A 26386-nucleotide genomic window follows, 5' to 3' on the forward strand; every position below is an offset into this window, starting at 1 on the left:
AGTGCAATGGGAAGCAATCTTTTCCAGTGTACGGAGGATTGTCAGTCTTCCTGAGTTGGGGCAAGCGCCATGCACTGAATGGCTCTGCGATCGCCCCAGCAGCAGTGCCCGCGTTACACCTTGTGAAAAACTGGCAGCCCCGCGATCGCCACCGTCAGAATAGGTCGGCCTCCAGACTGACTGTCATGGGTTCCCGCCGCAACAATCATCGACACCCTCGCAAGACCAAGCGCCAGAATTTTCGCCACCGCCTGACCAGTACGGTCTACCAAGCCCCAGGAACCTTGCGACAGCCACTCGAGGCCAGTCCAACTCAACTGCGGCAGATTGAGTACAGCGCCAACCAGATCGTTAGCCGCCCGATCTCGGATCCCTTGGACTTGGTTTCTGCGCGGATGGGGGAAACGGGCACCACTTGGTTACAGATGCAAGGCTTCTCGGATTTGGAACAGTTGCGGAGTTTGGGGGAGGTGCTGGAGCTGAATCCACTCACTCTTGAGGACCTGATTGGTCATCCCCAGCGGCCCAAGCAGGAACGCTATCCCCATTACCTAGAGGTGATTTTTTATCGACCTGACCTGCAGCCTGGCGATCGCCTCCGCCTCGAACAGGTGGGGCTCGTTCTGGGCGATCGCTGGCTCCTCACGGTGGAAGCAGACGAAATTGGCCCCAATTTCTCTGGTTTGGAACAGCGGCTGGCCAATCGAACGGCTTACCCCAGACTGGAAGCGGATACTTTGGCCTACCTCGCGATCGATTGGATTATCGACACCTACTTCCCGGTGCTTGAGGTCTTGGGTGAGGAACTGGAGCAACTAGAGGATGCAGTGGTAGCCCAACCAACTCAGGCGCTGCTGTCAGATATCTATGAGCTACGGCGCGAACTGATGGTGTTGCGGCGCGTCGTCTGGCCGTTGCGGGATGTGATCAATGCCTTGATTCGCGATCGCACACCCCTGATTCGGGAGGAAGTGCGCATGGATCTGCGGGACTGTGCTGATCACGCCTACTTTTTGCTGGATACCCTAGAAACCTATCGGGATCTGGCTAACAACTTGATGGAGGTCTATCTCTCGTCGATCAGCAACCGCCTCAACCAAGTCATGAAGCTGTTAGCCATCCTTTCGACCGTATTCATGCCCCTGACCTTGATCGCCGGAATCTACGGCATGAATTTCAATCCTGAGGCGTCTCGCTGGAATATGCCAGAACTAAACTGGCCCTACGGTTATCCGGCTGTGCTGCTGGCGATGGTGGCGATCGCGATCGTCTTACTGTGGTTGTTTTGGCAGCGCGGCTGGTTTGAAGACTGGAGCAGGCCCAGCTTCCGCTCTAGGCAAGACACCTGACCCTACCAACGCCAGACCCGGAAAGAAGCCCCGTAACGGGCTAAATCACCAAACGTCAGCTCAACCTTGACCCCACCCAGTAGTTCTTCCAGGGTGGAATAGCGGGGCTCTTGATCTGCGGGCGGTGAATCGGCCTGAATTTCTAGCTTGGGCTGCTCAATGGGGAAACGCAGCTGATCAGCGGCATTGATCGGTTCGACAGGAGCTGTTGCAGCCTGGGCCAGCAAGATCATGGACCACATCAGACTGCCCTCACGCTGCTCATAGCTTAGGCAGTCCAAGAGCGATCGGCTAGCAGGAATTGAGGTTCTGTCTGCCTAATCCGTAGTGAGGGTTTCGGGAATCAATGCTGCCTGCGATCGCTCCTCTAAGTCAGATCGCGGCGACCCTCCAGCGCTCGAGCCAGCGTCACTTCATCGGCGTACTCCAAGTCACCCCCCATCGGTAAACCAAAGGCAATGCGCGTCACACGGGTGAAGGGTTTCAAAAGCTGCCCTACATAGAGCGTCGTTGTTTCGCCCTCAACGCTGGGGCTAATCGCCATAATCACCTCCTGCGTTTGCTCCTGAGCGACTCGCCGTACCAGCGCCTGCACCGTTAGCTGCTCAGGACCGATGCCATCCATGGGCGAAATCAACCCACCCAGCACGTGATAGAGCCCCTTATATTCGCGGGTTTTCTCAAGGGCGATCACGTCGCGCGGATCAGCCACCACGCAGATGGTTTGGGCGTCGCGCTTGGGATCTCGGCAGATGTTGCAGAGGTCTTCCGAAGAGAGATGAAAACAGCGCTGACAGTGCCCCACTTGTTGCTTGGCTGCTAGCAATGCTTCCGCAAAGGCTGCGATTTCAGCTTCGGGTCGTTGAATGAGGTGCAGTGCTAACCGTTGAGCCGTTTTGGGGCCAACACCTGGCAGTTTCTGTAGGTGCTCAATCAGGCGGGCCAGCGGACGGGTATAAACAGACACAATCGCATTGACGCAATTTTTCGATCGTAAACCCAAGCCTGCTTAGCGCGACAGTAACCGGCTACTGTTCAACTCTCGATTCCCCAGTCACCACGATTTGGAAACGGGTCAAGCCGATCGAGGCCTGCGGTCGCTATCCCGAAAATTGAGATCACGCCAGCTACGCCAGCCTTGAGATTCAGTCGTGAAAATGCGCTGCAATCCTCGTCGAGGGGGCCCAGCAGCCAAGCCTTAGTTCCAGTTGCTCAGGGGGTAGCCACAACGCCACAGTGCTGACCAGCGAGGTAGTCACTGCGAATCCAGCCCTGATATTGGTCGTTGGCTCCCCGTGTGAATTCGACCAAGTACCAGAGTTCTTGGTTGACTTCCTGTTCTTGGAGAACCATGCCGGATCGCCCGTTGAGGATAGAGCCTTTGATATTGCGCCAGTCTTTGCGATCGGGACTCGACCGCAGGAAAACGCGCGAACGATCGTAGTAGGTTGTCACCCGTGCGGGGTAGTTCACCAGTGGGGCACAGGCAGTTTTGGGCGGTTCTGGCACCGAGGCCAGCAGGGTTGAGAGGAGCAGAGTGGACAGCATGGTGCGTTCGGTGACGAGATGACTTGATCAGACAGAGGCGATCGCAGTCTGTGCAGAGGGATTGTGCCACTGCTGCACCTGGATCCGGAAGTCTTGGGAGGGGACAAACGTGATGCCGCGCCGTGCCGGTCGGACTGGACGTTGGCTGACCTCAGCGATTTGGCACTGGCGGAGCAAAGTGGCTAGCACCATTTTCATTTCGATCAGCGATAGAGCCATACCAATACAACTGCGCTGACCGCCACCAAAAGGTAAAAATTCGCCATTGGAAAATCGTCGTTCCAAAAAGCGATTGGGCTGAAATTGGTCTGGGTTGGGATAGGTTGCCGCTCGACGATGGGCCGTCAGGACGCAGGGCACCAAAATCGTGCCACTCGCAAAGTCATACCCACCCAAGGAAAGCGGCGAAGCCACCCGTCGTGGCTGGGCAATCAGGGCGATCGGTTGGAGGCGCAGGGCTTCGCGGCAAACGGCATCCAGGTAGGGAGCTTTCGCGATCGCGCGATCGTTGTCACCGATGGCGACCAGTTCGGATTGGAGCCGGTTTAAGCAGTCGGGATGGCGCAGCAACCAAAACACGGCCCAGGTCAAGGCAGAAGCCGTCGTTTCATGGCCTAGTAAGAGTAAGGTCATCAACTGATCCCGCAGTTCTTGATCGCTCAGCGGGTTGCCATCGCGATCGCGGGCCGCTAATAGCAGTTCCAGCACATCCTGACGGGGCTGCTGACTTTGGCGACCCTCTTGAATTTCTGCAGTAATCAGGGCATCGATCGCTTCGCGTTGCCGACAGAAACGCCCCCAAGGGCTCCAGTTACCCCAGTCTTGTTGCAGAGCAGGCCAGAAGAATTGAAGGGAGTAGAGGGGATCGGTGATCGCTTCCAGTAATTGATCGAGGCGTTGGTAGAGATCGCGGTAGCGCGGTCCCGGCGTTAGGCCAAAAACCACTTGCAGAATCACTGCCAGGGAAATCTGCGACATCTGCCGCCGTAAATCTAGGGGTTGACCTAGCGGCCACTGGGCGATCGCGGCTTGGGTAATCGCGGTCATAGCGGGTGTGTAGTCAAATAGCCGCTCACCCTGCAGGGCGGGCATTAGCAGTTGCCGCTGCTGACGATGGCGATCGCCGTTTTGCATAATCAGCGACTCGTTGCCGACCAAGGGCCGAAACACATCAGCAATCCGCCCTAGTTCCAGTTGGTCGGCCAGACTACTAAAAATCGCCAGAATCGCCTCGGGATCGCTGACAAAGACCACCGGCGGAGACTGAGGTCCCAACACCCGCAAGGTGAACCAGTCCCCGTAGCGATCGGCGCAGCTGAGCAGAAATGAAACTGGTTGAGTGATGATGCGCAGGGTTTGCAGTAGCGCCAGTTGCGACGGTCCAGGAGGCAGCATGATTGCTAGGCAGGGGTCAGCGCTAATCCTAAAATGAGTCTGGCCTTGCGCGATTGCCATGCAGACTGCTCCGCCCCGCCCCAACAAGCTTTGGCTCGCAGCCCTGAAACCCCCCATGTACAGCGTGGCCATCATGCCTATCGTGCTGGGCAGCGCTGTCGCCTACTGGGAAACCAGCCAAATTAACTGGGCAACAGCAGTGCGTTTTGGCCTGGCAGCGGTGTTAATCCTGCTCTGGGAGAACCTCTGCAACGACGTGTTCGATGCGTCCACCGGCATCGATCGCCAGAAGCATCACTCGCTCGTCAACCTCACGGGTCACCGTTGGCTGCTGTTTTGGCTGGCCCAAGCCAGCTTGATCCTAGGGTTGGCCCTGATTGCCGCGATCGCCCAAACCCAAGGTTGGTTGATTCTGGGGATCATCCTCGTCTGCTGCCTCCTGGGCTACCTCTATCAAGGCCCGCCCTTTCGCCTTGGCTATCGAGGTCTGGGGGAATTTCTCTGTTTTCCGGCGTTTGGGCCCTTGGCAGTCTCTGCTGTTTACTTCAGCCAAACCGGGAGCTTTTCGAGCACGGCTTTGTGGGCTTCGATCAGCTTGGGAATCAGCACCAGCTTAGTGCTCTTTTGCTCCCACTTTCATCAAGTTGATGACGACCTCGCCGCAGGTAAAAAATCACCGATTGTTCGACTCGGCACAAGACGGGCAGCCCAGCTTTTGCCTTGGGCTTGTGGACTGACATTAGCCACGATCGCAATCCCAATTCTGTTCCAAGTTTTTCCTTGGGCCACCGCGATCGCCTTGATTAGCATTTTCCCTGCGCGATCGCTCTGCCGCTTTGTGCGAACCTCGCATTCACAACCAGCAGTGGTCAGCCGGTCGAAGTTCCTCGCAATCCATTTTCAGTTTTGGAGTGGGTTGCTCTTTAGCTTGGGTTTTGTACTAGCCGACCAACTCTCATCGAGTCTTTAACTGCCTAAATCAGACGCAAGCTACCGCGAGCCGCCGACAGGTTGACTGCTGATTGAGCTTGTCTTGGCAATGGGCTGGAGCGATCGAGCTTCTCAACGGAGGAGGAGTCATTGACAGGCCCAATGGCATTACAGATTACGAGTGCCAGCTAGCAAAAATGCGCTTACTCTGGCTGTGGGTGTTGAGTTTCGACTCCCAGGTATCACATTAGTGCCACAGAGTACTAGCTCCATGAGTTTTCCGTCCCAGGCTGCCTTTGCGACAACCCTGTTTGCAATGCTCAATCCCTTGGGGATGCTGCCTGTTTTTATTAGCTACACCGAGAGTGAGCGCCGACAAGTACAACGCTGGGCTGCGCTCTTTATCTCTCTGACAGTCTTTGCCCTTCTCATCTTATTCCTGCTAACAGGATCCACGCTACTAAGATTCTTTGGGATCAGCCTTTCATCATTCCGAATTGCCGGAGGTATTTTGTTGCTATTGCTCGGCATTAATCTCACAATTGACAACACTGCTAAACAGACACGGGCCATCGTCAAGCATGAACAGGAAAGCAGTCTGCGGGCGGCAGAGTCCGTCTATAAAAAGATTGTGATTCCCTTGGCCGTACCCCTTTTGGTTGGTCCAGGAGCGATCGCTAATGTCATTCTCCACGGCACTCTGGCTGAAACCGAGCAACAGTATGGGCTATTGGCTGAGTTTGCGTTAATCATTGCCCTGATATCTCTGCTCACGTTTATCATTTTTCAGTCGGGGCGCTGGTTTCAAAAGGTGATCGGGGATGTTGGACTCTCGATTCTGACCCGTATTCTGGGCCTACTCGTAGCAGCGATCGGAATTCAATTTCTAGTCGCTGGGGTGGCAGATGTTGCTGCTACTGTCGTTACGCCCGCTGTGCTCCAACAGCTGCAGCGATCGCCCATGCCTTAGACAGGCAACCGGCGATTAGGGCCTCTTACGACCTATTTTCAGTTTTTAGAGTGCATTGCCCCCTAAGAGGGTCTTAGAGGGTCTGTTATTGATAATTGACCGCCAGAAAAATAACATCGCCCTGCTCAGGGCCACGGGTCGTAAAACCAGCGATACCGTGCTCCAAGCAAAGGCGATAGTTGCTCAGGGACTTACCGCAATGAAGAATGCGATAAGCCATTGGCTTAAATCCTGAGGATGGGGATTGGCGATCGATCGCTAGTATTTGCGGGGATTAAAAATCTGCGCGATTCTCTCACCGATCGCCGTCAGAGGATTGGGAATCTTCAGCTTCGGCTCTTCGTAGGCCTTGATCGGCTCGTCTTTGAATTCCTTCAACCGATAGCCAAATTCCAACACCTCTTGCTTGCGCAGCGGCGGGAAAAGACGACCTGCTGCCTCTTGGAGTTGCGCTTGGTTATCACGAATGGCGTAGTTGACTAGGTCAACCCGTTTGACGGCAATCACACCGACAGGAAACCATTGCTCTTTGCCAGGAATTCGCACATAGATCTCGAAGTCCGGAGTTCCCTCACGGGTCATGCGATCGTAGGTTTGCGCCGCTTCGGCTCGCTTGCGGGCTGCCTTAGAAGGCTGCTTTTTTTGGGGTTGTTCCGGCGCAAATCCTTTGGCCACGCATCGATCCTGTCGCAACTGGCACTGATCCTATCGCGTTGCTTCCCTAGCCTGGAAGCAGACAGGCCTCAACATGGCAAATGTGACTGAGGGTGACGGGAAAGACAGGGTTGCTTTTTGGACGGAGGGGCCACTGACGCACCCAACAAATGCCGCCTTCCTCCTGCACACTGATGACTTGGTAGAGATGTGCCGCTGAATCTTGCAGTCGGACACAATCACCTTGATGGACGGGTTTGTTCTTCATAGGGGACCGTGCGTGATCCTGCCACTGTTTTAGGTTAGAAAGCTGGTCTTGGTTGGCATACAGGATACGAAATCTCAGGATTTTCAAGGACTCCTGACAGAACTCACATCGCCAAGTTCCGCACCCACCGTACCGCAGCTGTCGAGTCTGGCGTCAGATTGTGCCAAGGCTGCTGAGCCAATCTCGAGAGCGATCGCGTTAGCAGGCAATCCTGGATTGGAGGGTCATACCTCTACCGCAAGACCTAGCGATCGCTGAAGTCCTGGCTAGGGGCGATCGCAGTTAACGACAGATGGTTTGCAGACCGTTTTCCACCACTTCGGGATAGTTCTCCAGCCAGCGGGCTTCCAGCTCGAGCAGTTGATCTTCGGGGGCATATTGACTACGGACAATACGCAGATCCGATCGCCGAGTTTCTCGCAGCATTTTGGGAACTAAGTCTGGCCGAAGGCGAGCAATCGGACGACTGCGGCGTGTCCCAACTCGACCTTGATTTGCAAGGCAATTCTGAACAACGTGCCAGCTTTCATGTACCAAGGTGCGAAACACCTCGTCATCACTGTCGTGGGCTTCGGGGCAGATGCGAATTTCACGACGGCGATCGCTAAAACTGCCCAACAATCCAGGTTCACAGGCCTGAGTGACCCGTACGCCGACTCGACGCAGTTCAGCCAAGAGACTTCGGGCGTTATTGAACTGACCCCAAGCGGGTGCCTCTAACAGCATCACAAGAAGGATAGGAAGGGGAAGCCAGCGCGACGACACCATGAGAGCCCTGCCCGGGGTAATCAGAAAATTGCAATCAGCCCTACCACAGCAAGACGTGATCGCTTCCCACTAGGTTTCCCGAATCACACACAACCCAGACTATCTCGGGTGGCTACCCCTGTTTTGGGGTTAACGCCGTCGGCCCGCAGGCAAAGCTGCTTCTGCTCGTAGCGATCGATGATTGCATCTGTGAAATCGGCACCTGTGATCTTGACATCTTGAAAACTGGTGCGAGTAGCAGTCACGTCTACCAACAGGGCATCGGTCAAATCAGCGCCCACCAAAAAGACGCGATCGAGTAAGGCACCGCTCAGATCTGCTCCATGGAAATTGGCATCCAAGAAGACTCCTAGAGTCAGAATCGCATTGCGCAAATTCGCCTCTTCTAGATTGGCTTTGCGCATCTCGGTCGACACGAACAACATCCCCGACAAGTCTTCGTGGGAGAGATCGATGCCGTTGCGAATCAAGTTGCTGTAGTTATTCGTTTCGGGCTCTGCGATCGCAGGGTGAGCTAACCCCAAAACTAAAACCAGCGCCAGCACCATCGAGAGCCATCGCCAACCGAATCGACGGGGCAAAACCATAGAACCATTCTCGGAAGGAGATCCCCTTCAGCTTAAGGCTTGGGGCTGGGGGTCGGTTGCCAGTCTTGGCCAATCCGAATTGTCAGGTCGGAGCCAATATCGCCATCAGAGCTTGCACGGACCTCACCCAAATTCAGCTGCTGTTGCAACCCTTCCGCTTGGATTAAGTCCCCCCGCTGGGCAATAATTTGTGTCTTCTCGAGGGGCTCTGGCCAGTCTTCAATGATGTAGACGCGACGAATTCCCAACTTAGCTAAGGATTCAGCAAGGGCTTGGGCTGCTTCGGGTTTCCCCGATGAGTCTTGAATGGCAACGCGCAGGTCTTCAAAAGCCAAGCGATCGATTGGCTGGATACTGATCTGGTTGAAAAAGTCACTGACTAGGCGATCGCGAGCGCCTTCATCCAAGCGCCAGTAGCTGACGTCGTCCTGCATAATCGGGCGACCGGGCAGCATCACCATGCGGATATTGGCCAAATCCTGTTGCAGCCCAATACTGACCAGAGCCATCAGTTCTTCAAAGCTGAGGTTGGTATCGACGTACTTTTGCAGGACTTTGACCAAGTCGGGTGCCTTCGTCAGAATCAGCGGATTGGCCAGCTTTTCCCGTAGGGCCCGTAGCAACATTTGCTGGCGCTGCACCCGCCCAATATCCCCCAGCTCGTCGTAACGGAAGCGGGCGAACTGTTCTGCCTGATCGCCATTCAGGGTTTGGCGCCCCGCTGGGAGATCGATGTAGAGCTTTTGGGTGTTGTCGGTATAGCGCATCGGCTTGGGCACATACACCTCAACCCCACCGACCAAATCGACCAGCTCCTTAAAAGCAGTGGTGTCAATCCGCAGGTAGCGATCGATCGGTACGTCATTGAGGGTGCGACTAACCACATCCGCCGCCAGAGCCGGCCCCCCAAAGACGTTAGCCGCATTAATTTTGGTGGTGCCGTAGCCAGGGATTGCGACTTGGGTGTCGCGGGGAATCGAGAGGAGGCTGGTTGTCCCTTCCAGGGGGTCAAACCGCAATAACAGCAGGGTATCGCTGCGAGTGTCAAACTTCTCTGCTTGTTCACCGGTTTCCGACTGATCCAAGCCCATGACCAGAACATTGATCGGCCGATTGAAGCTGTAGGGCAGCAGGGCCATCAAGGGCGAGTTGGGCGCAACCGGCTTGGCAGAACGGCTGAGGGGGAGGGCATAAACAAGACCTGCCGTAGCGATCGCGGCAGCGCTGGCGATCGCAGCCATCAACCCGACTTGGGGCCAAAGCCGTCGGGGTTTTGATGCTGGCGACGAGATCCGCTTCACCTTTGTTTGAGTCGCTGGTCGAGAGATGGGTGAAGCCCCCACAGGTTTACCTCAGGCAAAATTGCGCAGAATTGACGGATTATAGGCGACTCTTTACGCTCGGCAAGGTCTGCTGGCGTGCAGTTGTAGCAGCGGCTGCGATCGCATACAGCATTTATACCTAATTTCTGTCCTTCTCTGGGGTCAGAAGACGCTCTTCTATCTGCCCCATTGGCAAGCGGTGATTCCGCGAGTTTTCCGGCTCCGGTAAGGTGGAAACATTGGCTTTGTCCCCTTGGTTTGGCATGACTGCAGCACTTCCCCACCGTCGCGCCCGCGCCCTCAAACCCGGAAGCCGTCGGCCCGCCAAAGATCTCTGCAGTGAGTGTGGTCTCTGCGATACCTCCTATGTCCATTACGTCAAAGAGGCCTGTGCCTTTTTAAATCAGCAGTTTGAGCCGCTGGAACAGCAGGTTCATGGGCGATCGCGGGATCTGGAGAATCCTGATGAACTCTACTTCGGAGTTCATCAGTCGATGACGGCTGCCCAAAAGCGAGAACCCATCGAAGGCGCTCAGTGGACTGGGATTGTTAGTGCGCTGGCCTGCCGGATGCTAGAGCAGGGCTGGGTCGAAGGCGTAGTCTGTGTCCAAAATAGCCCTAGCGATCGCTTCCAACCCATGCCTGTGATCGCGCGCACAACCGATGAAATTTTGGCCGCGCGAGTCAACAAACCGACCCTGTCGCCCAACCTCAATATCCTTGATCTGATTGAGCAATCAGGACTGAAACGACTGCTGGTGATTGGCGTCGGTTGCCAAATTCAAGCTCTGCGCGCCGTTCAAGACAAACTGGGGCTCGACAAGCTTTACGTCTTGGGCACCCCCTGCGTCGATAATGTCAGTCGCGCCGGTCTGCAAAAGTTCTTGGAAACCACCAGCCGATCTCCCGAGACAGTGGTGCACTACGAGTTCATGCAGGATTTCCGCATCCACTTCAAGCATGAAGACGGCAGCATCGAAATGGTGCCCTTCTTTGGCCTCAAGACTAAGGAGCTTAAAGATGTGTTCGCACCTTCCTGTCTGAGCTGTTTTGACTACACCAATGGCCTTGCTGACCTCGTTGTCGGCTACATGGGCGCGCCCTTTGGCTGGCAGTGGTTAGTGGTGCGCAATGAAATCGGCCAAGAAATGTTTGATCTCATCCAAGACGACCTACGGCTACAACCTGTCCAGAGCAGTGGCGATCGCCGGGCTGCGGTACAAAACAGCATTCCGGCCTACGAACAAGGTGTGCAGCTGCCGATGTGGGCGGCCAAATTGATGGGCCTCGTGATCGAGCGGATCGGTCCCAAGGGCCTTGAATATGCTCGCTTTTCGATTGACAGCCACTTCACCCGCAACGCGCTCTACGTGCGGCGCAACTATCCCGAGAAAGCTGAGACGCACATTCCGGAGTTTGCCAAGCGGATCGTCAGTCAATATCAACTCCCACCGATCGAGGAGAAATAATTCTGCTGTAGAGCCACCGATCTCTTAGGCAAACCCTTGGTTCGGCTTTCCCCCTTGCTGCACCTGATAGGATGCCAATATCCCTTTATTTAGCGCTTGCTGGCGCTTGACCCGCCGCTTTTTTATGGAACCTGGCAGTAGTAGCCGCGCCAACGCCCCCGCCCCGCCTGCGCAACGGTGGTCTGAACGGGTCGGTATCGCAATTGCGTTGGCAACCTTAGTCATCCCTTTTTGGGTTATTAGTTTTTACTCAACCTCGCGGACCAGTTCGTCACCTCCTGCTTCGCTGCAGCTGCGAAGTGACTGATCCGGCGATCGCCCGACTCTTCCGTCTACGATTTTGCTTTCCTCCTTTCGGGGGTGGCAATCGCAAGGTATGGCAGGCTAGGGGAACAAGTTGTCGGAGCCACCTGCGATGAATACAGCCTCTGATCCCTGGTGGGTTCAACAGTGGCTGGATTTGATCAATGCCTATCGCTTCAAGAAACGCTTGGAGCGAGGTTGGCGCTATGCCCGCGAAGGTCATGTCCTCAGCATTTGCTTCCAAGGGCAAAAAGTGGAGGCGAAGGTTCAAGGGACTGAAGCGAAGCCCTATCGAGCCTCGCTTTGGCTGGATCCAATCAGTGAGGAGGACTGGGGCTACGTCATTTCAGCCTTGGCGACTGAGGCCCGTTGGTCAGCACTGTTGTTAGCAGGCGAAATGCCCGCCGACATCGAGACGGTGTTCGCCCGTAATGGTTTGCGCCTTTTCCCGTTTAGCCTCAGTGATGTCCACTCGCGCTGTAGCTGTCCAGATAAAGCCAACCCTTGCAAGCATGTCAGCGCTATCTACTACCTGCTTGGCGATCGCTTTAGTGAAGATCCCTTCGTGCTTTTTCAGCTCCGGGGACGGCAACGACAGCAGCTACTAGAGGAATTGCGATCGCGTCGCCAAGCTAGCCTTCAACCAACGCCAGAAGTCTCTGCTGCACCAGTTCCTCAGCTGCAGCAATTTTGGGATTACGCCGATCCCCTTGACCCAGAGCTGGTGATTATCACGCCCAGTCTCGGCGACACAGTGCTTGGACAATTGGGTTCTTTGCCCCTTGCGAGCGATCCTCGTTTAGAGACCAGCGCTGCGCAGCTACTAGTGCAATTGCGGCAGCTCTATGAGGATGTTGCTCAGTCAGTTTTCTTGGAATCTATGGCATCAGCAGGCGATCGCTGAGCCATTTTTCAGGATCAGCAGTATAGTCATTGCAGCTAATCCGCTATTCAACGGCTTTCCTCTTTCCCTGTCTTAAGCAAAGGCTTCTAAAGCTCACAATAAATAGACAGCAGCTAACTGCGTAACAAGCAAAAATGAGTGCGGTTAGACATGCGGACTTTACACAAAGTATTCCAAACTACCTAACAGCAGCTCTTTGGTGTCAATTTTTGTTGATGGGGTGGAATTGGCTAGCGATCGCTCCAACCCTAGCAGTTAAACTCCCCCTAAGCACCTTCTAGCTCAGCAGAGCTAGATATGTGAACTGTTAGCGAGAATGTCAAGAATCATGAGCATACGTTTTTTAATTATCGAGGCGTATCTGCATGTATTGGCCTTTGCGTTAATCATCACAGGCCTCATTGGGTTAGTCGGCTACCCTGATGTCCAACACTTAACCTTTCATAGTTTAGTTCTGCCATTAGATAGTTCACTCTTATTACTATTACTTGGTGGGCTGCTACTTAGCGCAGTTTATCGCGCAGGAAAGCTGCTAAAAGCCTTGATGTTCTTGTTGATAATCACCGTAGTGTACGGCACCACAAGGAATTGGTTGGTTGGAGAGCCAGAAACAAATTTCTCGTTTATCAGTGAATTTATTCGGGTTAGAACTGCTTTTGTTATCACGTCCTTGATAAGTAGTCTTGCTTTTTCTTGGAGTCTAGAATCACGTCTAACTAAGCGACGAGCTTACTTTACTGGTGTTGGTATTATTTTGCTTTCAAGCACATCATTGCTGTCTGACTTATTTTGGGCTCCAGAAGCTACTAGCTTGAGATATGATTTTTCGTCAATTTATGTTGTCAATTTCTTGAGTATTTTACTGAGCATTAGTGTTATTTTATTGGCGCCTAGATCACATCAGAGTCTCAGCAGCCCCGGAAGAATTCCTGTTTTAGCAGGCTTATTGGGAGTGATGTTAACCTGCATCACTTGGTATTTGCTCAGCTTGCAAACTATTAGCTTTATCAATCAGCAAAGTGACATTTTACTGGCTAAAGTCCAGAGCAGCACCGAGCGGGCATTATCCAATCGACTAGCACTCATTCAACGAATGAGCGAGCGCTGGGAAGCGCTAGGAAGCTTACCCACTCAAGCCTATTGGCAGCAAGAAGCCAAGAGTTACCTTCGTGACTTCCCGAATCTACAGTGGGTGGGAGTATTCGATTCTGAGATACAGCCCTACTGGCTGGTGGGACGTACAGATAAGGCTGCAGAGTGGTTGCCTCGGTTCAGAGCTGAACAGAATCAACAAGTTTGGTTCCAGCAAACCTTAGCCTCTAGGTCTACCTCACTCAGCCCGGTATTCACTCTTCCTGACAACCCAAGTACCTATGTCTTGCTTGCTAGCCCGCTGAACTTACCGAATCACCCCCCCCGCTTAATTGCTGCCGGCCTCAGTCTTCAGGGCATTATGCGTGACCTTATTGGGACAGATTATGACCAGTTTGTTCTGGCTCTATTTCAAGGCGATCAACCAATCTACCGCTCAGCTCTCCTATCTAATCAAGACTTGAAGAGTAGGCCTATTAACGATCGCAATATTATTTTGAGCAATGGGAAAAGTTGGAAATTAGTGGCCTATGTCAGTAACCCAGCCGCATTTTCAACGGCACGTTTACTATCTGTCTTGGTGATGGCATTTGGCTTGTTGCTGAGCTTTTTTCTCATGCTTAGTCAACGATTAGCAAGAATTGCTACAGAACGTGCAAAATATCTACAACAAGCGAATAAAAACTTGCAAGCCAGTCTGGAAAGCCAAGCCTTTGCTCAAGCCCTCAACCAGCGCATCATGGAATTCACTATGGATGTGCTTTGTTCCTTTGATCGCGAGGGGCGCTTTCTCGAAGTTAGTCCATCGTGTCTTAAGTTATTTGGCTATAGTCCAGAAGAACTGAATGGCCGCCCCTATTTAGAACTAGTCTTGCCTGAAGATCGGGATTTAACAATTCAGGAAGCCCAGCAGTTGATGACCGGTCGGCCAACCTATAACTTTCGCAATCGCTATCGTCATAAAGATGGTCATGTTATACACATTCTTTGGTCTGCTGACTGGTCTGAAACTGATCAAGTGTTATTTGCAGTTGCTCATGATATTACGCCACTTGTTCAGAACGAAGCCTTTGCTAATCGTCAACGCGATATTTTGAGCTTGATTTCCCTTGATCGCCCCCTGACAGAAATATAGACGGCCATTTGCGCAATGGTAGAGGAGTTCAATCCGAGCACTTACTGCTCAATTTTGCGCCTCGATCGGGAGACTCAACAGATTTGGACAGTCGTAGCTCCCAGCCTGCCCAAAGAGTATTGCCAAGCGATTGATGGCGCCACAGTGGGGCCAAACACGGGAAGTTGCGGGGCAGCTATTTTCCGGCGGCAACCTGTTCTCGTTGCGGACATCGAATCGGATCCGCTTTGGGCAAACGACCGCGATACTGCTCTCATCCATGGCTTGCGGTCTTGCTGGTCGTTTCCCTTGATTGCTCATAATGGGCAAGTTCAAGGGACATTAGCAGTCTATCAACCATTTCCACAGACACCCTCGGAAGATCAACTGCAGCAGTGTCTCACCGTGGCACAGTTAGCAGCGATCGCGTTCGCCCGATCACTCGACCGCCAACAACTTCAAGATAGTGAGCAGCGTTTTCGATCCCTGTTTACCTTCAACCCTGATGCCGTCTACTCATTTGACTTGCAGGGTATCTACCAGAGCATGAATTCTGCTGGCTTCGAAATTTTGGATCGACAAGCTGATCAAATCATCGGTAAGCATTTTTCAGATGTTGTTATCTCAGAAGACCTTGAAAAATGTCAACAGCATTTTGACCAAGCTTGCAAAGGAGAGGCGCAGCACTATGAAATAAGGATTAACGGCAGAAACGGTCAACTCTTTTACTTAGATGTTAGTAAATTTCCGATTGTTGTAAACAACAAGATTGTTGGAGTTTTTGGTATTGCCAAAGATATTACTCAGAGAAAGCAAATTACTGCTGATTTACAACAGGCTTTGATGCAGAGTAATAAGCAGACAGAGCAGCTTCGTCGTTTAGGAAATGCTGCGATCGCTACTGCAGAGCTCCAAGACCATCAAGAATTGGTCAAATATCTTGTGGAACAAGTTCGGCTTACCATTAGGGCTCACCAAGCCGTTATTAGTTTAACTCGATGTGATGACTGGAGTCAGTCAATCAATGCTATCTCTCTCTCTGATAAATATGCTGCTTGGAAGAACTATGATGAACTATCCACTGGCGAAGGTATTTACACCCTCATTTGCGAAACGAATCAGCCCTTGGTTCTAACTCAAGAAGAGCTTGAAAAACACCCTCGCTGGCGAGGATTTGGCGACCAAGCAGATAAGCATCCTCCCATGCGAGGCTGGTTGGCTGTACCTCTGTTCGATCCCAATGGCCGCAATCTCGGTGTCCTTCAGCTCTCTGATAAAGAGGAAGGCGAATTTGATGATGATGATCTAGCGATCGCCCAGCAATTTGCACAGATGACAGTGGCGGTTTTGGAAAATAACCGGCTCCTCAATGAGGTGCTCACTGCTGAACAACAACTGAAGGAGCAGTTGAGCTTCAACTCTACAATCACGGACTGTATGGCTGAGGGACTGTTGGCCGTTGATGAACGTGGCAAATTAGCTTTTGCCAATCCAACGGCGCAGGAGTGGCTGGCAATCGACAAGTCAGAACTTTCGCAACAATCCCTCGACCAACTCCTACCACTAGATCTGACTGCTTGGAATCAAGGAGGAGTTGGCAATCAAGGGGAGTTGAAGCTTAAAGGACGGATTTTGCAGTACGAAGCCCGTCCCTTAGTAGGCCCCGTAGCAGAGAGAGGTTGGGTTTTAGTCCTCCACGACGTTACAGCCCAGCGTCAAGTTGACCAAGCCATGCGGGAGCGAGACCAGTTTTTTAGCCTTTCCCTCGAGATGTTCTGCATGGTCGATTTACGAGGGCGTTTCATTCAGGTCAATCCAGCCTTTGCTGCAACCCTTCGCTACAGTACCGCTGAGCTCGTTGGTCGCCCCTATCTCGAGTTGGTCGATTTGGGCGATCGCAGTCAGATCGCGACTACAATTCGCCGGTTGAAAGCCGGGCTTCTCATCCACGATCTAGTCATCCGCGTCTGGGACAAAGCAGGTGAGTTACACTGGCTACAAATCAGTGCAGCCCTCGGGGACGATCGCGTCATCTATTGCGTAGCCCGCGACGTTACAGAGCAACGAGCTATTCAAGAGCAAATCCTTCAGCAAAACCTACTGCTAAGAATGGCTGGGCAGACTGCCAAGCTGGGCGGCTGGAGCGTTGAGCTACCCAGTCGAGAAGTGATTTGGTCGCCAGAAACCTTTAGTTTGCTGGGTTTTACTGATGAAGATGAACCCGATTTGGAGGAAGCCCTTAGCCTCTATCCCCCTGCGGAGCGAGCCCTAGTCACAAAGGCGCTAGAGGACTGTATTCAGCAGGGAATTAGCTTTGATTTTGATGTAGCTGTTCACAATACTTCTGGCTTCCTGCTCGATGCACGAGTGACGGGGCAAGCCGTTCGTGATGAAACTGGAGCGATTGTAAGAATCTCGGGGGCATTTCAGGATGTTAGCGATCGCAAACGGGCCCAACGTGAGGCTCAGCGACTGGCGGATCGGCTACGAACCACGCTTGAAAGCATTACTGATGGCTTTTATACCCTCGATGAAAACTGGCGATTTAGCTACCTCAATCAGGAGGGTGCTCAGCAGCTGGGCGTCAATGTAGAAGAAACGCTAGGCCAAATGGTCTGGACTGCTTTTCCTGGGTCCTACGAGAGCGAACTCGGCCATATTTATCGGCAAGCGATTGCTACGGGCGAAGCCGCTCATTTTGAGACCTACTATGAACCCTTCGGCCGGTGGTTTGAAGTCCATGCTTACCCTTCTGAAGACGGTTTGGCAGTCTACTTCCGCGATGTTTCAGAACGTCGGCAAACCGAACAAAATTTACGGATTACGCTGCGAGAGCTAGAGCGCAGCAACCAGGAGCTGCAGGAATTTGCCTTTGTTGCCTCCCACGACCTTCAGGAGCCACTGCGCAAAATTCAGGCTTTCTCGGATCGCCTCATTGCTCGGACCAGCAACCTAGATGATGAATCTCAGGATTATCTGAGGCGTATGGCCTCTGCAGCAGGACGAATGCAGACCTTGATCATCGATTTGTTGAACTACTCCCGTGTCAACACTCGGGGTCTGCCCTTACAGCCCTTATCCCTCGACCAAGTACTCGACGATGTCTTGGTCGATATGGAAGCTAGTCTCGATCAGGCCTCTGCGATCGTGGAGCGGCAGCCCTTGCCAACTATCCAGGGTGACGCCGGTCAGTTTCGCCAGGTTTTCCAGAATCTGTTGAGTAATGCCCTGAAATTTCAGTCAGCAGACAACCAACCATTAATTCAGATTTACAGTGAGCTGACAGAGGCTGGGCAATTGAGGTTGTGCATCGCTGATAATGGCATTGGATTCGATGAGAAGTATCTAGACCGAATTTTCAACCCCTTCCAGCGCTTACATAGTCGCGATGCCTATGCTGGTACAGGGATTGGACTAGCGATCGTCAAAAAAATCATTGAGCGCCACGGCGCGACGATTACTGCAAAGAGTATCCCCGGACAAGGTAGTGTATTTTTCATTACTTTTCCTGTAACTGAAAAAGATTTCCGATGAGGCCCAAGACCGTGCACATTCTGATTGCAGATGATGATCAAGACGATTGCTTGATGACACGGGAGGCCTTTAAAGAGTGCAGGATCGCCAACCCCCTCCACTTTGTCCATGATGGCGAAGCCCTCTTGGATTACCTCAAACGGCGCTCTCCCTATACTGATGACCAGCGTTTTCCTTTGCCGGGGCTCATTCTTCTCGATCTCAATATGCCGCTGAAAGATGGCCGCGAGGCACTCGCTGAGATCAAATCCGATCCAGAATTACGATCAATTCCAGTCGTTATTTTAACGACCTCATCAGCTGACGAGGATATTTTGCACAGCTACAACATTGGTGTTAATTCTTTCATCACGAAGCCTATTAGTTTCTCGGGCTTGATAGAGGTAATCTGCGCTTTGGGTCGTTACTGGCTAGATATCGTTGAGTTGCCAAGCGAGAACCGCGGAGCATGACCTATAGCGAAGTTCACTGGCGGTTGCTCTTGGTCGATGATGATGAGGATGATTTCATCATCACCCGTGACTTACTGCGCGATGCTCAACAGGCACAGATCCAGTTGGACTGGTGCTCCGACTTCCAAGAAGCATTGGCAACAATGGGCCGCCAAGAGCATGACGTATATTTGGTGGACTATCGACTGGGTGCTGAATCAGGATTAGACCTGATTGACCAAGCAATTCAGGCTGGGATTACCCGACCTATTATTTTGCTGACGGGGCAGGGGAATGAACAGCTTGATGCCTCTGCAATTGAACTTGGGGCTGCCGATTATCTGGTCAAAGGACAGCTAGATTGTCAGCAATTGCTGCGCAGCATTCGCTATGCCATCGATCGCAATTTAGCAACGACTCGTCTGGCGGAAAGTGAATCCCGTTATCGGTTGCTATTTGAAGCTAATCCAGAACCGATGTGGGTTTTTGCCAAACAAGGGTTGCAGTTTTTGGCGGTTAATCAAGCAGCTTCTCAATTTTTTGGCTACAGCCAGCAAGAATTTCTTGCCATGACGGTTTTAGATATCCAGAGTGAGGAGGAAAAAACACGTTTTTTGCAGTTTTTTGAATCGTTAATCTGCAATCAAATTGTTGATCCTGCTGTGGGAGTTTGGGCTTATCGACATAAACAGGGGCATCTAGTATTTGCTGATGTTCTCATCCATGACTTTGAGTTTGACAACCAACCCTGCTGCCTTATTTTAGCAATTGATATCACCGAAAAACAAGCTGCACGGGAGTTAGCCCATCAGCGCGAACAGGCTTTTCGGAAGCTACTGAATGACAATCGGGATCCACTACTAGTGATTTCAGGCGATCGCAGGATTTGCTATGCCAATCCTGCAGCCCAAAAATTACTAAAGTTGAATTTAGAACAATTAGAATCTCAATCTTTAGATCTACCGCTACTGAGTGACAAGCTTACTGAGTGGGCCTTGACGTTGCCTGATGGCAGCGTAGCAGAGGTAGAGATTCATCGTTCAGAAACTGATTGGGAAGGACAGCCTGCAGACCTGCTCTCACTTCGAGATATTGCTGAGCGTAAGGCATCAGAACAGCAGCTTCGTTTGCTCAAAGAAAGTCTCGAAGCGAGCTTCAACGGTGTTGTTATTGTAGATGCAATCGAACCTGACATGCCTGTGATCTATGTCAATCCAGCCTTTGAGCGAATCACGGGTTATTCTGAAGCTGAAATGCTAGGCAGAAACTGCAGAATATTACAAGGCAATGAGCGTGACTCTCTCCAAATTGAAGAAATTCATCGCGGTCTCAGTCAGGCTGAAAATGTTCATGTAGTCATCCGTAATTTTCGAAAAGACGGCCAACCATTCTGGAATGATCTCTATATTTCGCCTATTTTTAATGCACAAGGTAATGTCACTCATTTCATTGGAGTACAAAACGATATTACAGAGCAAAAACGCTACGAGGAAGAACTAAGCTTCAGTGCTAGCCACGACGTTCTCACAGGTTTACCAAATCGTGCTGTGCTCGAAGACCGCTTACGGCAGGGTTGCAAGATGGCCCTTCGCCAAAAGCATAGCCTTGCCATCCTCTTCATTGACTTAGATGGATTCAAATTAATCAATGACTCTATTGGCCATCGCTCAGGTGACTTGCTACTTGTTGAAGTCGCTCAGCGCATGTGTGAACAAGTGCGGGCGGGTGACACAGTTGCACGTATCGGAGGAGACGAATTTATCATTCTTTTAGTTGATTTAAAACTTGAAAATGATGTTATTTCAATTGCCGATCGCCTACTTGCTAGTGTTGCTCGTCCCTATCATATTCAAGGAATTTATCTGCATGTAACGGCCAGTATGGGGATCACCCTGAGTGACGGTGATATTGAACAACCCACTCAGTTGATCCAACAAGCTGATCTGGCAATGTACAAGGCTAAGCAAGAAGGTCGCAATAATTATCAGTGGTATACCAACGACCTAAACCTACGGCTACGCGAACGAGTTCATCTACGCAATGAGCTGCAAAAGGCAATTGAGACAGAAGCCTTTGAGTTGTACTTTCAGCCCAAAATAGAGGGTTGTAGTGGGCAAGTGATCGGTCTGGAAGCCTTGTTGCGTTGGCAACATCCCCAAATGGGATTTATTTCTCCTGCCACATTTGTACCGATCGCCGAGGATACTGGGCAAATAATTCCCCTGAGCCAATGGGTTTTGGAGACTGCTTGTCGACAGCTCCGAGACTTATTACAGCAAGGAATAGCAGCCCCATCCGTAGCAGTTAATATCTCAACCGTTCAATTTCGACGCATTAACTTCGTTAAGAGTGTTCAATCTGCTTTGCAAAAGTATCAGCTTAAGTCAGAACATTTAGAGATAGAGATTACTGAGAATGTTTTGTTTGACAACACCGAGAAAGCGATCGAGAAATTGCAGCGACTCAAAGAATTAGGAGTAAATATTTCGATCGATGACTTTGGAACTGGATTTTCAAGTCTGAGCTACCTTAAAGAACTACCCATTGATACTGTCAAAATCGACCGCTCATTCGTCCAAGAGATCAACACTGACTCTCGTGATGCAGCTATCACCCAAGGAATCATTTCGATGGCTCACCACCTGCGACTCAATGTTGTTGCGGAAGGGGTTGAGACTGAGCAACAGTTCAAGTTTCTCCAGCAGAGCAACTGTGACCAATACCAGGGCTATTATTTTGCCAAACCGATGCCCTTCGAAGCATTGAAGCAATATTTAATGGATGAAGCTGCGCGCGAACTTCCATAATTTTTGCTGAACACCTATCTTAGGGTCATTGGGCAGTACCCGAACTCTTTAGCGAAGCGGCAGTTGGCGCTCTTCTGGGGCGGAGCACTGAAATTACAGCACCCACCAATCCTAGTGTTGCAGCCAATTGAAAAGCAGACCGCTGTGCACTCAAAAATGCCTCTAATTGAAACCCGCTCAGCCGCACGCCTGCTGCTCCTGCTAGAGCATCTCCCGCACCAGCTGCACTGAGCCCTTGGGCTAGGAGTGTTGCTGCGATCGCTGCTCCAATCGCCTGCCCAAAGTTGCGTGATGTCGACAAGAATCCGTTAGCAACGCTGAGATTTTCCGGTGGGACCTGATTGAGCGTGGCTGTGTTGTTAGGGGGATTGAATAGACCGCCACCCATGCCTTGCAGTATCAACGGCGCAATGATTGCAGTCGAGGATGCGTTGGCGCCCAATGAGGACAAGCCGAGCAAGGCAACGCTAACGCAGAGCAGACCTATGGTGCTGAGAGTCCGAGCACTAAAGCGATTACCTAGGCGACCGATCGTTAAACTTGTAACCGTAATCGCCACTGAGAGCGGGATCAGCAGAACACCCGCCATAACCGGCGATAGCCCCAACACGAGCTGAGCGTATAGGGGTAGGAAAAAGTAGCAGGATACTGCCGAAACAAAGTAAAAAGCAGCCGAAGCAGAGCCGCACGTAAATGCTCTAGATCGAAATAGGCTGAGGTTTAGCAGAGGCTGCCGGACACGCTGTTCTACAAACACGAACAAAAGCAGCGCGACCACTCCTACCGCCAAGAGCAGCAAGCTGGAGGGGTTTAGCAAATTCTTTGAGAGTTCTTCAACGAAGATAAAGGGTGCACTTGTAGCCCCAATAGCAAGGAGAGCTCCTATCCAGTCCAATGATGCTCGGCCTTGAGTTCGGGAACGCAATTTTAGAATCCCTATGCTCAAGATCAGTCCGAGCAGGCTCACCAGCAGGATGATTAGAAAGAGCGATCGCCAGCCAAATTGAACAATAAAGAGTCCGCCAAGAACCAGTCCTGTGACCTGAGAAAGAGCCAAGACCGAAGCATTAACAGCCATTGCCTTACGTTGATCTTGCTTGGGAAAGACAGCAGTGATTTCAGCCATCACGTTTGCTAAAACTAGCCCGCCACCAATGCCTTGAATGACTCGGCAAGCAATGAGTATCTTGACTGTCGGCGCCAGCATGCAGAGCCAAGCGCTGATGAAAATAACACTCATGCCGATAACAACGATGCGTTTACGGCCCCAAATATCCGCTAGTCGACCAGCGGGTAGCAGCGTCACCGTCACCGCGAGTAGGTAAGCAACAACCACCCATTTAAGAATGGGAAGGCCAACATCGAAATGACGCGCCATCGCAGGCAGGGCCAGGGTGACAATGAACCCATCCATGTACACTACGAAGTTGCCGCATTCCACTGCTGCTAACGCCCACCAACAGTGATTCTCACCTTGGGTACCGCTCCAAAAATCCCGGATTTTTTGAATGATTTGATTCATGGTGAGTGATGATTGGATGATGGACTTTGCAAATCGTGCAAGAGCGGCTACGACAGAAAAAGCGTAGGCAACTTAGAACAATAAAACCTCCAAGCTCTTTAGTTATTGAATTGCTATCAAGAACTAAAATACTGAGATTTCGTAGCGAATATAACTAACCCAAAGCTAGCCACTTTAACTATCTAGCAACCCTAACTCTTACCAACAAACTGGAAGAAATTTCTTCAGAAAGATCTCGTGCTTGGTCGTAGTCATTGCTCTATCAGCAACAAGGAGCTTCACTGCGTCAGGCCCAACAGGCTGCCCCGATCCTCAGACTTCACCAGGATGGAATGAGGATTCTCGAACCGCTGCGATCGCTAGACATAGCAGTTCTTCGTTTTGAAGAGAGCTCAGTTATCGATGACGACTGGTCCCGCTGGAGTCAGCCAAGGATTTCGGCATGGAGGATGCGATCCCTGAGCAGGCAGGGACTGAGGATGTGTCGCCTAGTCGTGGTGTGGAAATTACAACTGGGTGAGGCTGAAGCGATCGCTGACAGCAACGAGACCAAACAGGGCATCAACGAGAAGAGTACCGAGCAGGGCACCCGCAAAGGCCCAATGGGCAGGATGGGTGCGGCGCAACGCCCAAATGCCAGCTCCGCAGAGGAGTGAGATCAAGGCGATCGCCCCAATAAGAGCGTTGGGTGTTTGCAAACAGGCGATCGCTTGCTGAGCAAGGGGCAGAGCTTCCGCAGGGGTACTACGAGCGATTTCGCGCCAGAACGGTACTGCACCAATCCAGTAGAAGTAACCGTCGGTGATCGCTGTCCCAATCAAAGAACCCAGGTAGAAGCCATGACCGACCAGGCCTTGCTGGCGGCGTAAACCTGCAATCACAAAGGGCAGGGCGATCGCTTCAACGGGTAAATGAAGATAGGGCTCCCAACGCAACCAGCCCCAGTAAATCGAACCCGCCAGCCAGCTCCAAGCGAACCCCTGGAGTAAGTCTCCCCAGCCCTGCCAGCGCGACTGGCGCTGCAATAGGCCTGCGATCGCGAACCAGAGCACACTGATCAGCAAACTGGCTTCGGGACAAACTCGAACTAAGGGAGCTTGAACGAAAACAGGGACGGAGACCAGAAAGGTTGCGGCCCAAAGTTTTGTCCAAGGGCGCGGCGCAGCCAAAACCATGTCCCGTGACAGCAGCCGGACAAGGGTATCGGCAGGTGGACGGGACGTGACAACCAAGGGAAGCAGACGCCTTCTAAGAAACTTTATTTTTATTCACATTAGCAGAGATTATCGCGACGAAAAGACCCACCAGAGCGTCTTTGGGACTGAGCCTTGTCCGAGGCGATCGCCTCGGACTGTCATCGCAGATCAATCAACTACCTGCAGGAATTGTGCTCTAGGAGCGATCGATTGCTCCAACCGCGCTTCCTAAGTGCCTTGACGCAGCTTATCGAGCACCGAGCGATCTTCCAAGGTGGAAGTGTCGCCCGAAACTTCTTGACCAGCGGCGAGACTGCGCAACAGACGGCGCATAATCTTGCCCGATCGCGTTTTGGGCAGCGCCTCACTGAAGCGAATTTCATCGGGACGAGCGATCGCGCCAATTTCTTGGGCGACGTGTTTCTTCAGGTCTTTAACTAACTCATCGCCAGTCTCAATGCCCGATTCCAGCGTGATGAAAGCAACAATGCCTTCACCTTTGAGATCGTCAGGCCGACCGACAACTGCAGCTTCGGCAACTGCCGGATGGGAGACCAAGGCCGACTCAATTTCCATCGTGCCGAGACGGTGACCTGAGACATTGATCACGTCATCGACGCGCCCCATCACCCAGAAATAGCCATCGGCATCGCGGCGCGCGCCATCGCCGGCGAAGTAGAGATACTGGCCATTTTGCGGAGGAATATGCTCCCAATAGGTGCGACGGAAGCGATCGGGATCGCCGTAGACCGTGCGCATCATGCCTGGCCAAGGATGGCGAATCACCAAGTAGCCACCTTCGTTATCCGGCACCGATCGCCCATCCAGATCGACAACGTCTGCCAAGATGCCCGGGAAAGGTTTAGTGGCAGAGCCCGGTTTGGTCGGCACGGCTCCCGGCAGCGACGTAATCATATGGCCGCCCGTTTCGGTCTGCCACCAGGTATCGACAATCGGGCAGCGATCGCCACCAATGACGCGGTGATACCAGATCCAAGCTTCGGGATTGATGGGCTCTCCGACGGTGCCCAACAGTCGCAATGAGGAGAGGTCGCGAGCGGCGGGATGCTGCTCACCCATTTTGATGAAGGCGCGGATCGCTGTTGGGGCTGTGTAGAAGGTCGTAACGCCATACTTTTCAATCACATCCCAGAAGCAACCGGGATTAGAAGCGCGGGGGGCACCCTCATACATCAGTGTGGTCGCACCGTTGGAGAGCGGCCCGTAGACGATGTAGCTGTGACCGGTAATCCAGCCGACGTCCGCCGTACACCAGTAGACATCGGTATCCTGCAGGTCAAAAGTCCACTGGGTGGTGATGTGGGCGTAGAGGTTGTAACCGCCGGTGGTGTGGACGACACCCTTGGGTTTGCCGGTGCTACCGGAGGTGTAGAGCACGAAGAGCAGATCTTCGCTGTCCATCGGCTCCGCCGGACAGGTAGCGCTGACGGTCTGTTGCAGCTCATGCCACCAATGGTCGCGCCCCGGTTCCATGTGGATGTCTTGCTTCGTCCGTTCCACCACGAGGACATGCTGGACGCTGGGGCAGGCATTGCCTTCCAGGGCTTGATCAACAGAATCCTTGAGGGGCACGATCGCATCTTTGCGCCAGCCACCATCCGCCGTGACAACCAGCTTGGCTTGGCCATCCACCAAGCGATCGCGCAGTGCTTCCGCACTAAAGCCCCCAAAGACAACGCTATGCACTGCGCCAATCCGCGCACAGGCCAGCATGGCGATCGCCGCTTCGGGAATCATCGGCATGTAAACGCCAACGACATCACCTTTTTGAATGCCCAAGGATTTGAGCACGTTGGCGAACTGACAGACCTCGCGATGCAGTTGCGCGTAGGTCAGCGTCCGTGAGTCACCGGGTTCGCCTTCCCAGATAATCGCCGCTTTATTTTTGCGCCAAGTCGTCAAGTGGCGATCGAGGCAGTTGTGGGAAATATTGAGTTTGCCACCGACAAACCACTTCGCAAACGGCGGATTGCTCCAGTCCAGCGTCTGTTGCCAAGGCTCAAACCAGTCCAGCTCCTGAGCTGCCAATTCGCCCCAAAAAGCCACCGGATCGGCCGCCGCTTTCTGGCAGAGCGCTTCGTACGCTTCGGGATTGATTCGCGCCGCACTGGCAAATTCTGCCGAGGGAGGAAAAACCCGCTTCTCTTGGAGGATCGACTCGATCGTTGGCTGGCTCATGGGAAGTGGCTGAAACGTGCTTGA

At 52.4% G+C, this 26386-nt stretch carries 21 protein-coding genes; 9 read left to right on the forward strand and 12 right to left on the reverse strand.

Annotated elements, in window-relative coordinates:
* The first annotated feature begins 26 nt into the window (after positions 1–26).
* Positions 27–1349, forward strand: coding sequence for a magnesium/cobalt transporter CorA (gene corA, locus SYC_RS00950; RefSeq protein ID WP_011242499.1), 1323 nt, complete (start codon positions 27–29; stop codon positions 1347–1349).
* 2 nt (positions 1350–1351) lie between these two features.
* Here corA and SYC_RS00955 read toward each other — a convergent pair whose 3' ends face one another.
* The 4 genes from SYC_RS00955 to SYC_RS00970 form a co-directional block, all read right to left on the reverse strand.
* Complete coding sequence (locus SYC_RS00955) at positions 1352–1591, reverse strand: hypothetical protein (RefSeq protein ID WP_011378005.1); 240 nt, start codon at positions 1589–1591, stop codon at positions 1352–1354.
* Positions 1592–1716: 125 nt separating this feature from the next.
* Positions 1717–2316, reverse strand: a complete 600-nt coding sequence (gene recR / locus SYC_RS00960; protein WP_011242500.1) for a recombination mediator RecR — start codon at positions 2314–2316, stop codon at positions 1717–1719.
* A gap of 245 nt (positions 2317–2561) precedes the next feature.
* A complete protein-coding gene (locus SYC_RS00965) occupies positions 2562–2897 on the reverse strand; it encodes an SH3 domain-containing protein (protein ID WP_011242501.1) in 336 nt (111 codons plus the stop codon).
* Between the two features lie 27 nt (positions 2898–2924).
* Positions 2925–4292 (reverse strand): cytochrome P450, encoded by a 1368-nt coding sequence (locus SYC_RS00970; RefSeq protein WP_011242502.1) that lies wholly within the window; start codon positions 4290–4292, stop codon positions 2925–2927.
* Between the two features lie 58 nt (positions 4293–4350).
* Between SYC_RS00970 and menA the strand changes: the two genes are divergently transcribed.
* Positions 4351–5262, forward strand: a complete 912-nt coding sequence (gene menA / locus SYC_RS00975) for a 2-carboxy-1,4-naphthoquinone phytyltransferase (protein WP_011242503.1) — start codon at positions 4351–4353, stop codon at positions 5260–5262.
* Positions 5263–5493: 231 nt separating this feature from the next.
* Positions 5494–6192 (forward strand): MarC family protein, encoded by a 699-nt coding sequence (locus SYC_RS00980; protein ID WP_011378003.1) that lies wholly within the window; start codon positions 5494–5496, stop codon positions 6190–6192.
* Positions 6193–6277: 85 nt separating this feature from the next.
* Here SYC_RS00980 and SYC_RS14130 read toward each other — a convergent pair whose 3' ends face one another.
* The 5 genes from SYC_RS14130 to SYC_RS01005 form a co-directional block, all read right to left on the reverse strand.
* Positions 6278–6412, reverse strand: a complete 135-nt coding sequence (locus SYC_RS14130; protein ID WP_265574994.1) for a hypothetical protein — start codon at positions 6410–6412, stop codon at positions 6278–6280.
* Positions 6413–6450: 38 nt separating this feature from the next.
* Complete coding sequence (locus SYC_RS00985) at positions 6451–6867, reverse strand: HHL1-like protein (protein ID WP_011242505.1); 417 nt, start codon at positions 6865–6867, stop codon at positions 6451–6453.
* Between the two features lie 529 nt (positions 6868–7396).
* Entirely contained in the window at positions 7397–7840 is a 444-nt protein-coding gene (locus SYC_RS00995; RefSeq protein WP_231621305.1) for a hypothetical protein, read from the reverse strand.
* 125 nt (positions 7841–7965) lie between these two features.
* Positions 7966–8469: a pentapeptide repeat-containing protein gene (locus SYC_RS01000; RefSeq protein ID WP_011242507.1), complete on the reverse strand. Its 504-nt coding sequence runs from the start codon at positions 8467–8469 to the stop codon at positions 7966–7968.
* A gap of 32 nt (positions 8470–8501) precedes the next feature.
* A complete protein-coding gene (locus SYC_RS01005; RefSeq protein WP_231621306.1) occupies positions 8502–9770 on the reverse strand; it encodes an LCP family protein in 1269 nt (422 codons plus the stop codon).
* Positions 9771–10054: 284 nt separating this feature from the next.
* Here SYC_RS01005 and SYC_RS01010 point away from each other — a divergent pair, with 284 nt between their 5' ends.
* From SYC_RS01010 to SYC_RS01035, 6 genes are all read left to right on the forward strand, one after another.
* Positions 10055–11260, forward strand: coding sequence for a Coenzyme F420 hydrogenase/dehydrogenase, beta subunit C-terminal domain (locus SYC_RS01010; RefSeq protein ID WP_011242509.1), 1206 nt, complete (start codon positions 10055–10057; stop codon positions 11258–11260).
* Positions 11261–11675: 415 nt separating this feature from the next.
* Positions 11676–12467, forward strand: a complete 792-nt coding sequence (locus tag SYC_RS01020) for an SWIM zinc finger family protein (RefSeq protein WP_011242510.1) — start codon at positions 11676–11678, stop codon at positions 12465–12467.
* Positions 12468–12795: 328 nt separating this feature from the next.
* A complete protein-coding gene (locus SYC_RS14035) occupies positions 12796–14694 on the forward strand; it encodes a PAS domain S-box protein (RefSeq protein ID WP_198407990.1) in 1899 nt (632 codons plus the stop codon).
* A gap of 15 nt (positions 14695–14709) precedes the next feature.
* Complete coding sequence (locus tag SYC_RS14040; RefSeq protein WP_011242512.1) at positions 14710–18207, forward strand: PAS domain S-box protein; 3498 nt, start codon at positions 14710–14712, stop codon at positions 18205–18207.
* A gap of 11 nt (positions 18208–18218) precedes the next feature.
* A complete protein-coding gene (locus SYC_RS01030; protein ID WP_231621307.1) occupies positions 18219–18659 on the forward strand; it encodes a response regulator in 441 nt (146 codons plus the stop codon).
* Positions 18656–21445 (forward strand): EAL domain-containing protein, encoded by a 2790-nt coding sequence (locus tag SYC_RS01035; protein ID WP_011242514.1) that lies wholly within the window; start codon positions 18656–18658, stop codon positions 21443–21445. The genes SYC_RS01030 and SYC_RS01035 overlap by 4 nt, the downstream gene beginning before the upstream one ends.
* Before the next feature lie 25 nt (positions 21446–21470).
* Here SYC_RS01035 and SYC_RS01040 read toward each other — a convergent pair whose 3' ends face one another.
* The 3 genes from SYC_RS01040 to acs all read right to left on the reverse strand — a co-directional run bounded on the left by SYC_RS01040 (position 21471) and on the right by acs (position 26362).
* On the reverse strand, positions 21471–22967 hold the full coding sequence (locus SYC_RS01040; protein WP_011242515.1) for an MFS transporter: 1497 nt from the start codon (positions 22965–22967) through the stop codon (positions 21471–21473).
* 506 nt (positions 22968–23473) lie between these two features.
* Positions 23474–24199 (reverse strand): DUF3120 domain-containing protein, encoded by a 726-nt coding sequence (locus tag SYC_RS01045; protein ID WP_231621308.1) that lies wholly within the window; start codon positions 24197–24199, stop codon positions 23474–23476.
* A gap of 192 nt (positions 24200–24391) precedes the next feature.
* Entirely contained in the window at positions 24392–26362 is a 1971-nt protein-coding gene (gene acs / locus SYC_RS01050) for an acetate--CoA ligase (protein ID WP_011242517.1), read from the reverse strand.
* Positions 26363–26386 lie beyond the last annotated feature (24 nt).

Origin of the sequence: Synechococcus elongatus PCC 6301 (genome assembly GCF_000010065.1) — a bacterium.
Lineage (GTDB): Bacteria > Cyanobacteriota > Cyanobacteriia > Synechococcales > Synechococcaceae > Synechococcus > Synechococcus elongatus.